Raw genomic sequence first — 332 nt, forward strand, 5'->3', positions numbered from 1 at the left:
AATCGGCTCAAACATGAAGAAATGAAATGACTGAGTCAGCCGAGAAGAATTTCCCCGCTTATTCGCACCTTCCTTAGGCAGGTAGAACGAACATTTTGCACAAGCCATACGGTGTGGGCACTGTTCAAAAAAGTCATAACTACACAATCCGTGCCCAAGGTCATAATATCGCCATGGTTCTCCTTTCTGCATTTGTCCGGACGAAATTGCATCCTGATCGATCAGCACCGAAACCATACGACGGTTTCGCTCAAAGGGTGATGCTGCCAACTTACTGATTTAGTGTATGATGGTGTTTTTGAGGTGCTCCAGTGGCTTCTGTTTCTATCAGC

General features: G+C 45.8%; 1 pseudogene. It reads right to left on the bottom strand.

The window, feature by feature from the left end:
* Positions 1–237: pseudogene (locus V6E55_RS25710) on the bottom strand (integrase); the annotation flags it as partial.
* Positions 238–332 lie beyond the last annotated feature (95 nt).

The organism is Enterobacter sp. 342, assembly GCF_036663495.1.
Lineage (GTDB): Bacteria > Pseudomonadota > Gammaproteobacteria > Enterobacterales > Enterobacteriaceae > Enterobacter.